The organism is Alteromonas lipotrueae (genome assembly GCF_019249255.1).
GTDB lineage: Bacteria > Pseudomonadota > Gammaproteobacteria > Enterobacterales > Alteromonadaceae > Alteromonas > Alteromonas lipotrueae.
In genome coordinates, this window is the sequence record NZ_JAESDJ010000006.1 from 220,058 (window position 1) to 231,578 (window position 11,521).

The following is an 11,521-nucleotide window of genomic DNA, read 5'->3' on the forward strand; positions in this document are numbered from 1 at the left end:
AGCGTAAAACGTATTGTCTATTTTCCAAACTTTTTGCGTAATCTATCTTTCCCTAAAATAACTTTAGTTGTTGCGGTTAAGCCCGCTTCTTGAACAGAGAGCGCTATCCAACGAAATTTATTTTTCTTTTTGCCAATTTGGCTAAGTATCTGGTTAGCGACTCTATCGTTGTAAGCTTCTTTTCCAAGCAATGCTTTATGCTTTTTAAACGCTTTCAGTCGGGGGAATACTTTTTCAAGGGGCATATTAGCTACTTCGGTTGAAATACTATTGTGGCCTCTACGGTAAAAATAAATATCTTTAGCTATATTTCGAAACTCTGCATTTTCTAAAGTTATTCGAACAAAGAAATCCCAATCTTGACTATTCTTCAATTCCTCATCGAACATCAGCTTTTTGGCTAGGGTAGTGTTACAAGTTACCCCGCTCATGCCGCAAAATTTATTACCTTTCTTGATAACATCAGTGGTAATAACTTGAGTGGGATTAATATGAATTTTTTCAGGTGTTTCTAAAAAACGATAGCCACAAGTAACAGCATCTGCGCCATCATCATGAACCTTGATATGCTGTTCTAAATAATTTTCATCCCAAACGTCATCGTCATCTAAAAAAGCGATGATATCTGAAGTGGATTTCGATATCCCTAAATTTCTGGCCGCATTAGCCCCCGATGCTACAGGAACCTTCACATATTCAAACTGTTCACGGGGAAAAAGATTTAATACTTCTTCGTAACTTACCGATGAACCATCGTCTATAACGAATACTTCTTTGGGTAAAACAGTTTGTTTTAGTACGGCTGCTAACGACTCTTTCAGGTAGTCGGGCCTATTGTGGGTGGTAATAATAACAGTAACCGTTTTAGGCATGTATTGATCCATTTATTTCAGTACTAGGGGCGTTCCATTCATTGTATTTATAGTGGCATATTTAGTATACCTTTGGCTAATGCTTTTGACGTACGGATGCCTGTACAGATCACATTCTATCAATCGCCTCTGCAAGCTTAGGCTTTAAAACTAATGCGTACGATTTGGTTAAGTGGTGTTTATCTTTGAATTTAACTAACCCGTTTGCCAGAACGGTATTACATTCTCCATCAGGGCAGAATTGCCGTGAAAAATCTAACACCCCATCTAAATGCTTCGATAAAACGGGTAATACCTTGTCATCATTGTAGAAGGCTGAGCGTGAAATTGAGCAGTCTTTCGGTTTGCTAATTTCAAGGCATAGAGGCGGATCGAATTTAAACCAAGGGTTATCGCGAATTCCGACAATGTTTGTGTTAGGTAGAGCTCTATTTAAATACAGCCAACTCTCTAAATACCCCGTTGGTATACGTTCGCCTGTTGGGCCGTTCCTAGTAACCGTAGTCATAATTACATCTGGCTTAAATTCACTAAGCCGCGTTTCTAGATTTTTATTCCAAGCAAGGCAGCTTTTGGAAGGATGGTAAAATTGATCACTTGACCGCGTTAAGCTGCAGCCACTTTTAACTATCAAATGAACCTTGAACCCTTGCTCTACAGCAATTTCTCTTAGAGGGGATAGCCACTGCGCCGCATGTGAACCTCCAACTAAAGCTATAGCAAAGTCACTATCTTTATTACCGTATTCACATTCCACAATGCTAGCGTTTTGCATGTTCTGTTCACAGTCATTGAAATAGCTTGCCCTCATATCTTGTTTAATAACAGTACCGTGCGGGAAAAGTTCTTGGCTAGATAGTGGTTGAACTATCTTTTCAGAGTAAAAAGCGTTTAAGGCTTTTAGTGATGGAGTTTCATAAAACTTGAACAGTAAAAATAGACAAACAAGAAGGATGCTTGAAACCGTCATACTTGTGAATGAATACAGGTAAGTTTTTCTATCGCTATGTACTAAAATATTACTCCTTCTAAGTGGTACCTCTATGTATTTAGTACAAACGAAAGCCAAAATGGCGCTTGAAAGAATTACAGATATACCAAGAAGATGATGATTCAAATCGATATTTAAATATTGAAATACCAATAGATAAATAGGCCAATGCCATAGATAGAACGCAAAGCTGTAATCACCTAAAGCTGCCAACATTCGCCATTTTAAAATTGAATAATACAGCGATTTACTGGTTATGATGATAATCGATGCAGAAAGTACGGGAATTAAAGCAATAGCCCCTGGCAACGCGTAGTTTTTACCCCAATAAAAACCGAAACTTATAACTGTAAGCACCGCAGCAGCGTTCAAACCGGTAGCATTAGGTTTACTTATTTTTATATTTCCACCTAAGTGATAAAGCAATAAGCCAGCAATAAACTCCCAAGCTCTAATAAACGTATTGAAGTAGGCCTCGGTCGGGGCTGAATAAGTGAGATAAAGTGAAAAGGTAAAAGAGCATGCGAAGATAGCTAACAAGACTTTAATAGTAAAGTTTTCAATGCTAAGCGAAGATTCTAATTTCTTAGCAAATAAATATACGACGGGAATACAGAGGTAAAGCTGGAATTGAACAGACAACGCCCAAAACTGTTGAAAAAGGCTTTTGCTTTCACCTTGGCGAAGATAGTCAGAACCGCTAGCAGCGAGATACCAGTTTTCAACAAAGAAGAAGGTTGAAAAGGCATTTTTAATTTCCATTTTGTAGCTAACAAATGGAATGGCGATTGATATAATTATACAGGTGCAACAAAAGACAATTAGCGCAGACGGTAATATTCGACGAAGTGTTTTACTGTAGTAAGACGATACTTCTCTCCAACTTAATACTTCATATTTATTTAAAGAGTGGGCAATAAAGTACGCGGAAACAACGAAGAAAATATCTACACCACCTGAAACACTATTGAACCAGATGTGATAGACAGCCACTAGCAGCGCAGCTAGTGTTCGAAGACCTTGAATTTCCGGAATGAAGGATTTGCTCATAAGTTTGCTTCCATGCAACAAAAAACCTGTATCGCAGGTAGATGTTGGTAGCTAAACAATTATGTACGTTTTAACCTTCAGGCAGTTCATAACTTTACATATGAAACATATAAAAAATATTAAGACGATTCATACTTTGATAGAAAAAATAGTATGGGGAGGTACAGCATGTGACTTTGGTCATAAAGCGTTTATTAAGTCACATGCTAATTTGGCGGTTTTTATCAATGGGGTTTGTTAATATTGCAATATATTCAATGGCTTGAGAGAGTTTCTACTTTGCTCCCTTTAAAATCAGGTATCCGTAATCAAATTGGATTGGCATACCCTTTTGTACCGTAATGCTGTGTTGTTAGACACGGCACATGGTATATTTTCGCTTGCTAATGTTGCGCTAAATTTATTATCCACTTTAGCTATTTCATTATAATTACGGGTGTTCAAGGCGTTTTTCTTTCGCGTTTAGTTACGCAAATATCGTTGTGAGCGATTGCGAGTACTCGATAAGCGACTCCAATGTTCATTGCTTAAACACTAAATATAGGAGCTGATACAGGCTCGGTGCTTTTTAACTGTCAACGCTGAACGATACATTAGTTCTAGGTTTCTTTAGTATGTCTATAGGCCCTTTATCTGAAATAACTTTGGCGGGAATCCTCCTAGGGTTAGATTGTCGCCGCATGACTTGTTAACTACTGCATTTGCTCCAATAGCAACATTATTTCCAATTGTTATATCTCCATAAATTTTTGCGCCAGGCCCAATATAACAGTCGTTACCAATAACGGGTGGGGTTGCTTTCTTAGACAGCCCACCTCCGATATTAATACACACGTGAATGCGGCAATTGGCTCCAATTTTACATCTACCATTAACTACAATAGTACCTGCATGTGCAATAGATAAGCCTGGGCCGAAAACATTTACGGGTATTGAAAAACCTAATTGACGCCCAAGTTTTCTAACTCTTAATTGTAGAAATAAGGCGTAAGCTTTCATAATAAAGTTCGTTGATGTGTTTTTTCTATACTCTAGTTTTCGCAACACTTTTTGAAAATGCCAGATATCGTGGGTTAGTCTTTTTTAGGCCGGGTGTGACACCCAAAGCCAAACGATCCTGTTCCAATTAATGTAGATAATCTCTCTTTGACTTTAGCATTGTTAACGTTCCCTGTGTTTAGGCTTCGTGATTGTTTTACGACAGCTTTGTAATTATTATGAAGATTATAAACTAGTTCTTTTCAGTCTATTCACCTTTAATTCCTTGATTTTCGGGAATGGTTTATTTAACAAAACTACCTTGCTTAGAATTTCAGGTGAGCTAGTTATAGCGGATGCTCTTTTAAAACCAGAGTTATTCGGGGAACATCATCGTTACTAATTTTTCAGCGCCTAGAACTGACGGATGGTCATCATCAAAATACAGAGGTACATTATCCTTTATTGCGAAACAAGAAATCGAATCGCACAATGCCTCTTGAGGCTTTATTAGCTTCACGTTTGAAGGATAATTAGCGTTATCGAAGTGTTTAATAATGTACTCATTTCTTGTTTCATACCAATCTCTAGTCGTCCCTACAATATTTTGAAATGGTAAGTTATTGCGGTAGTTTTCCCCAATAAGTTTGTTTATATCTATTGGTAGTTCTGGAACCGGATAAAACACATACACATTGCTTTTGCTCGCAGCCAGAGCCAGTATCACTGTATCGATGTTATTAGTTTTTCTTTTTGTATCTGCCGTTATTTCGCCGTTACTTTTTTCAGGGTAAGCCAGTGCTGAGCCGCCAACTAATTGGCTAGAGTACCGGTGTATAAAAACAACGTTCTGAATTTTAGTGTCATTTAATATGTAGTTAACGGTTTCGTTATACCATCTGGCGCAGGGGCTAAAACTGTCGGTTTCAGAGTACGAAGGAACACAACCTGAAAAACTAAAGTGTTTAAGTCCAATATTATCTTTCTTCAGTTTAGTCGCTAATGCATAGGCAATCTCTATAGAATGACTGTCGGCTAAGGTTGCCCATTGAACGTTATCTTCATGAAAATACGCACATGCGCTTTCAGGGGAAGCATATTGATGTAAGTGGCATTTATCTCTATAAGGACTGGGTTTAGCATTTTCAGTTACATAGCGGTAATCTTTAGGTGCTAAATTTATAAACCCTTCTTTGAAATAGATAAATGAACCTGATAACCCTAACACCATCGCCATCCAAATAGGCTTGGCCTTGAGATATGAAAGAGTAGTGGGGAATGTTCTAGTGAAGTTTACTTTTTCAACATATCTGTGGCTCAAAAAGCCTAAAAACACAGACAACCCAAGCAAAATAAAGGTAAAGCTTTCAGGTAACGAAAAATAATAAATCGCCACTACTAATGGCCAGTGCCACAAGTATATTGAATACGACCACGCTCCGAGTTTCTGTGAAACAATATTGCTAGTAACTATGCTATTTCCACGTTGTGATAACAATACAAGGTACGTACCCATTACTGGTACTAGCGCATAAAAGCCCGGCCAAGGCGTTTTTTCAGTAAAGAATACGTAGGCGTAAATGACTAAAGCAATACCTAGAATCTCAATTAGTCGACTTTGTGTTTTACTCAATGTTACCGGATATAAAAATGCCAGCCCACCTAGCATCATTTCCCACGCCCTAGTATGTAAAAGAAAATAGGAAGTGCGTGGTGAGCTATAGGTAACGAAAATACATGTGATAAAGCCTATCAACGTAAGCAGCAACAGACTTCTTCTAATGTTCGCTAAGCTTATGAATTTACTTAAAATTAATAGCAAGGCTGGGTAGATGATGTAAAATTGCCACTCAACGGACAAAGACCAAGTGTGTAACAACCATTTTTCGTGAGACGAGACATCAAAGTAACCGGACTCTTTCCAATACAAGATATTCGAAATAAAGCCAATGCTACCTGTCACATGCTTGGCGAGCTTTTCATACTCGTAGGGTAATAAGACCAACCATCCACAAAGAAGCAGTACAAAACAAAGCAGTGCTAAAGCGGGTATTATTCGGTTGGCGCGGGCTATATAAAATTGCAGGAGCGAGAACTTATTATTTTCTAATCCTTTGAAAATGATACCAGTCATTAAAAAGCCAGATATCACAAAGAAAACGTCTACGCCTGCGAAGCCGCCGGGCATCCAAGACGCGTTAAAGTGAAATAGTACTACGGCAACTACTGCAACTGCTCTTAAGCCATTTATATCTTTTCTAAAATTCAAGTTCTTACCTACACCGTTAAATAATATTCCGCGCTTCTATTAAATTAAGCTAATCATTAATCCTAACATGAAGACCAGCGTCTTTGACTCATGTACTTGAATAAATGTGAAATTGAAATGCATAAAAGCTCCTTTTTACGCGATGTGAGTTAAGGCTTGGGTAGGAATTAGCACTGCTTAACGATACTGCGTTTTAATAATAAGCCTTGTATGAAATTTGTTCTATGGTTTATTTACCCAATCTAAAAACTACCTAAAGTCTTGTTTGCCACCTAAGTAACACCGCATTCGGCAACTTTTATTCTAGCTTGGTACAAAAATCTGCCAATATCAGCCATATAGGGTAGCGGTTATGTCTATCAGTCGTGTAAACTGTCGCCTTTATTCAGGCAAGCCACACTTTAACGCACTATATTTAGCCTATTGCAGGGCAATGCATAGCGCATCGTGGTTATCCAGTCATCATGTCAATTGAGGAAAACATGGAGCTTGACGCTATTATCAATCAGGCAAAAGAACTGATTGACGCTGCACAAGATGCAGCCACATTAGACCAAGTTAGGGTCGAATTCATGGGTAAGAAAGGTAAACTTACCGACTTACTTAAAGGGCTTGGTAAGCTTTCTAACGAAGAGCGCCCAGCGGCTGGTCAAAAAATTAACGTGGCCAAACAGCAAATTCAGCAAGCTATTTCAGCAAAAGGTGAAGCCTTACGCAGTGAAGAGCTAAACAAGAAGCTTGCTGAAGAAGCCATTGATGTTACGTTACCTGGCCGTACTGAAGCGCCGGGCAACTTGCATCCAGTTAGCCGTACCATTGCGCGTATTGAATCGTTCTTCGGTGAGCTGGGTTTTGCGGTTAAAACCGGCCCTGAAATTGAAGACGGTTTTCATAACTTCGATGCCTTGAATATTCCGGCTAATCACCCCGCGCGTGCCGATCACGACACTTTCTACTTTAATCCAGACATGATGCTGCGTACCCAAACATCGGGTGTTCAAATTCGTACTATGGAAGCTGAACAGCCGCCGCTACGTATTATTTCACCTGGGCGTGTTTATCGTAACGATTACGATCAAACCCATACGCCTATGTTCCATCAGGTAGAAGGCTTGATGGTAGACAAAAACGTTAGCTTTACCGACCTTAAAGGTATATTGCACGACTTCTTGCATCACTTCTTTGAAGAGTCGCTTGAAGTGCGTTTTCGTCCGTCTTACTTCCCGTTTACCGAACCGTCTGCCGAAGTAGATGTGATGGGTAAAAACGGCCAGTGGTTAGAAGTATTAGGTTGCGGAATGGTACACCCAAATGTACTTAAAGCCGTAAATATCGACCCTGAAGAATACACTGGCTTTGCCTTTGGTATGGGCGTAGAGCGTTTAACCATGTTGCGCTATGGCGTGAATGATTTGCGTTCGTTTTTTGAAAACGATCTTCGTTTCCTTAAACAGTTCAACTAAGGCAGAGAGTAAGCATGAAATTCAGTGAAAAGTGGTTAAGAGAATGGGTTAACCCTGCTTTGTCGGCTAACGAACTGTCTGAACAGTTAAGCATGGCTGGCCTTGAAGTTGATGGTGTTGAACCTGTTGCAGGCGAGTTTAGCGGCGTATTAGTAGGGGAGGTGGTTGAATGTGGCCAGCACCCGAATGCCGATAAATTACGTGTTACTAAAGTAAACGTTGGTGACGGTGAGCTTCGCGACATTGTATGCGGTGCCCCGAATTGTCGTGAAGGCATTAAAGTAGCCGTTGCTGTAGTAGGCGCGGTACTGCCTGGTAACTTTAAAATTAAAAAAGCAAAACTACGCGGCGAACCTTCTATGGGTATGTTGTGTAGTTTTTCTGAGCTAGGCATTAGTGACGATCACGATGGCATTATTGAATTGCCAGCCGATGCCCCAGTAGGCACCAATATTCGTGAATACCTAGACCTAGACGATACTTCTATTGAAGTAGACTTAACGCCTAACCGAGCAGACTGCTTGGGTATTCGTGGTATTGCCCGCGAAGTAGGCGTGTTGAACAACCTAGATGTATGCGAGCCGGCTATTAGCCCTGTTGCGGCCACTATTGACGATAGCATTGCTATTAAATTAAGTGCGCCAGAAGCGTGCCCACGTTATGTAGGCCGTGTGCTTCGTAACGTTAACGTAGCAGCCGCTACGCCGCTATGGTTAAGCGAAAAGCTTCGCCGCTGTGGTATTCGTAGTATCGACCCTATTGTAGATGTCACCAACTTTATCTTGTTAGAGCTTGGCCAACCTATGCACGCGTTCAACCTTGCTGCTATTGAAGGCAGTGTAAACGTGCGTATGGCGAATAAGGGGGAAACCCTTACGTTGCTAGATGAAACCGAAGCTAAGCTTAACGACGACACCTTGGTTATTGCCGACGACAACAAAGCGTTAGCCATGGCGGGTATTTTTGGTGGTTTACATTCAGGTGTAAATTCAGACACCAAAGATATTTTGCTTGAAAGTGCGTTTTTCAGCCGTGATGCCATTATGGGCCGTGCACGTCAGTATGGTTTACATACCGATGCGTCGCACCGTTATGAGCGTGGCGTAGACTCACAACTTCAACGTAACGCTATGGAGCGTGCTACTGCCCTTATCTTACAGATATGTGGTGGTGAAGCAGGGCCGGTTATTGAAGCCTGTGAAGAAGACAAATTGCCTAAACAGGCTAGTGTTTTATTACGACGTGATCGTTTAGCCCGCGTGTTGGGTATAACCATTGATGATGCTCAAGTGCTTGAAATACTTGAACGTCTTGGCTTAAACGTTGTCCAAACGAACGAAGGTTGGGAAGCGAAGGCGCCAAGCTATCGTTTCGACATTGCTATTGAAGAAGACTTAATAGAAGAAGTAGCGCGTGTGTACGGCTATAACAACATTCCACATGTTGCGCCAACCGCTGCGTTGTCTATGTTGCCTTCACAAGAAGCGGTGTTGCCGATTAACACCATGAAATCGTTATTATTAAGCCGTGGCTATAATGAAGCGATTACCTATTCGTTTGTTGACCCTAAAATTCAAAGTGCACTATTTCCTGATGCGAAAAGCATGGTATTGCCGCATCCTATTTCATCAGACATGTCTGTGATGCGTGTTAGCTTGTGGCCTGGGTTACTAGGTGCAACGGCTTACAACCAAAAGCGTCAACAGGGCAGAGTACGTTTGTTTGAAACTGGATTACGCTTTATTCCTCAACAAGATACGCCTAATGGTGTATTGCAACAGCAGGTTATTGGTGGTGTAGTAGCAGGGCGTCGTAACGAAGAACACTGGGATTTAGGCGACAGCCCAGTAGATTTCTTCGATGCAAAAGCAGATGTAGAGGCATTACTGGCATTAACGGGTAAAACCGGTGAGTTTAGTTTTGTAAGTGCCCAGCATAGTGCGTTGCATCCGGGTATGACTGCAAAAATTTTGCTTAATGATGAAGAAGTTGGCTATATTGGTGCTATACACCCGCAGTTTACAAAGTTGTTGGGTGTTAACGGTCGGGTATTTGTGTTCGAGCTTGAAGTAGAAGCTGTTGTCGCACGTAAATTACCGTCTGCCGCGCCTGTATCGCGCTTCCCATCGAACCGCCGTGATATTGCTATTACGGTGAAAGATGAAGTGAGTGTAGGAAATATTCTTTCTTACATAGAAGAAATTGGCGTAAATCAACTAGTTGGCTTAAACTTGTTTGACGTGTACAAAGGCAAGGGAATTGAACCTGGTTACAAGAGCCTTGCTTTGTCACTTCACTTACAAGATCCGGAAAAAACCTTGGAAGAAGCTGAAATTCAGCAGGCTGTAGATACTGTGGTTAAAGGTCTGGAATCTGAGTTTGAGGCCGCGTTAAGAGAGTAAACTATGGCATTGACCAAAGCCGAGATGGCTGAACACCTATTCGAAAAGTTGGGCATTAACAAGCGTGATGCTAAAGATCTGGTAGAGCTTTTTTTCGAAGAGATAAAAGGCGCTTTAGAAGCTGGTGAGCAAGTAAAACTGTCAGGTTTTGGCAATTTCGACTTGCGTGATAAAAACGAACGTCCGGGCCGGAACCCTAAAACCGGTGAAGACATTCCTATTAAAGCGCGCCGGGTGGTAACGTTCCGCCCGGGTCAGAAATTGAAGAGTCGCGTAGAAAACTCTTCGCCTATCGACCAGTAATCTACTGGTCGTTACAATACTGATAAAAGAGCGGGGTAACTCGCTCTTTTTTGTATTGCCTATTCAAAACCAGTAACCTTGTTGCTGCGTTTCATTTCATTTTGTCTGGAGGAAAGTGTGGTTAAAGCGCTTCTCATTATTGTTGCTGTTTTCACGTGTATTGTTTTTGCTGTTGCGGGTTGGTTTGTTTATTTGGCAGAAGATACTAATCAGCGCGATCAAGCGTCGGCACAAGTTCCTGTTATCACTTTAATGGAAATTCTGCACGCCAGTGATTTACAAGCTGGGGTAAAAGAAGCGGTTAAAAATGGCGATAAAGACGCCATTAATCAGTGGATGGAACAAGCGCAAGTAGTGGCTGAAGCAGGCCATCTAGCGCAAACCCAAATAGAATATTTAGATTCGCAGCAAGCCTACGATTATGTGGTGTTTAACGCCAAGCGCCAGCTATTTAATGAAGCCTTTGAGGCCCGTTATTATGCGCTTGAAGATATGGGTAACTTAAAAGATGAATATCCAGAGGCGTACGACTTGTTCGAACGTACTGAAGCTTTGCTTGAAAAACGCGATGCGATTATTGTTCAAATGGCACAAGCCTTATCGGGCACTAACCCACCAAGTGACGCGGCATTAAACGAAGCAAAACAGCGCTGGCTGGCACGTGCCGAAGGTGATTCGCTATCGCTAAGCATAGATGAGCCCCAGTAATCGTCTGACTCTGTTAGCCAGCAGCAATATCAGCGGTTTTGCCTTGCGTTAAGTTAATGATGCATTGCGGGGGGATTTCTAGCTCTAAACCCCGCTTACCTGCACTCACGTAAATAATGTCGTGTTCTAATGCACTCTCATGTAACACGGTTGCTAGGCGCTTTTTCTGCCCTAAAGGGCTCACTCCACCTAATAAATAGCCAGTGCTGGCGGTTACCGTGTCGTTTGGCGCCATGGTGATTTTCTTCACGCTTAGTACTTTGGCAAGCTTCTTTTCGCTTAACTTCGTGTTTACGGGTACTAAAGCAACGGCTAATTTGTTGGCTTCATCGCACACGACCAGCGTTTTAAATACTGTATTTGGGTTAAGGCTTAGTTTGTCGGCTGCTTCCAAGCCATAAGACGGCGCATTGCTGTCGTGCTCATACTTTAAAATAGTATGCGCAATGTGCTTTTTTCTTAATAAGGTAATAGCAGGTGTCATT

General features: G+C 41.2%; 9 protein-coding genes. 4 read left to right on the plus strand and 5 right to left on the minus strand.

From position 1 onward, the window contains the following. Window positions 1–17: 17 nt before the first annotated feature. The 4 genes from KYS23_RS10805 to KYS23_RS10820 form a co-directional block, all read right to left on the minus strand. The gene (locus KYS23_RS10805; RefSeq protein ID WP_218418609.1) at window positions 18–872 is read right to left on the minus strand and encodes a glycosyltransferase family 2 protein; all 855 of its coding nucleotides are present in this window, start codon (window positions 870–872) and stop codon (window positions 18–20) included. Between the two features lie 109 nt (window positions 873–981). Then, a complete protein-coding gene (locus KYS23_RS10810; RefSeq protein ID WP_218418610.1) occupies window positions 982–2,913 on the minus strand; it encodes an acyltransferase family protein in 1,932 nt (643 codons plus the stop codon). Between the two features lie 618 nt (window positions 2,914–3,531). Beyond that, on the minus strand, window positions 3,532–3,912 hold the full coding sequence (locus KYS23_RS20695) for a serine O-acetyltransferase (RefSeq protein ID WP_246604345.1): 381 nt from the start codon (window positions 3,910–3,912) through the stop codon (window positions 3,532–3,534). Window positions 3,913–4,267: 355 nt separating this feature from the next. Further along, the gene (locus KYS23_RS10820) at window positions 4,268–6,160 is read right to left on the minus strand and encodes an acyltransferase family protein (RefSeq protein WP_218418616.1); all 1,893 of its coding nucleotides are present in this window, start codon (window positions 6,158–6,160) and stop codon (window positions 4,268–4,270) included. 482 nt (window positions 6,161–6,642) lie between these two features. Between KYS23_RS10820 and pheS the strand changes: the two genes are divergently transcribed. The 4 genes from pheS (at window position 6,643) to KYS23_RS10840 (ending at window position 11,036) form a co-directional block, all read left to right on the plus strand. After that, on the plus strand, window positions 6,643–7,623 hold the full coding sequence (gene pheS, locus KYS23_RS10825; protein WP_013784552.1) for a phenylalanine--tRNA ligase subunit alpha: 981 nt from the start codon (window positions 6,643–6,645) through the stop codon (window positions 7,621–7,623). Window positions 7,624–7,637: 14 nt separating this feature from the next. Then, window positions 7,638–10,025 (plus strand): phenylalanine--tRNA ligase subunit beta, encoded by a 2,388-nt coding sequence (gene pheT / locus KYS23_RS10830; RefSeq protein WP_218418623.1) that lies wholly within the window; start codon window positions 7,638–7,640, stop codon window positions 10,023–10,025. Between the two features lie 3 nt (window positions 10,026–10,028). Continuing rightward, window positions 10,029–10,328, plus strand: a complete 300-nt coding sequence (ihfA, locus tag KYS23_RS10835) for an integration host factor subunit alpha (protein ID WP_013784550.1) — start codon at window positions 10,029–10,031, stop codon at window positions 10,326–10,328. A gap of 117 nt (window positions 10,329–10,445) precedes the next feature. Then, a complete protein-coding gene (locus KYS23_RS10840) occupies window positions 10,446–11,036 on the plus strand; it encodes a hypothetical protein (RefSeq protein ID WP_218418625.1) in 591 nt (196 codons plus the stop codon). Window positions 11,037–11,049: 13 nt separating this feature from the next. On the opposite strand, the gene ybaK is transcribed toward KYS23_RS10840, so the two are convergent. Beyond that, the gene (gene ybaK / locus KYS23_RS10845; protein WP_159530977.1) at window positions 11,050–11,520 is read right to left on the minus strand and encodes a Cys-tRNA(Pro) deacylase; all 471 of its coding nucleotides are present in this window, start codon (window positions 11,518–11,520) and stop codon (window positions 11,050–11,052) included. Window position 11,521 lies beyond the last annotated feature (1 nt).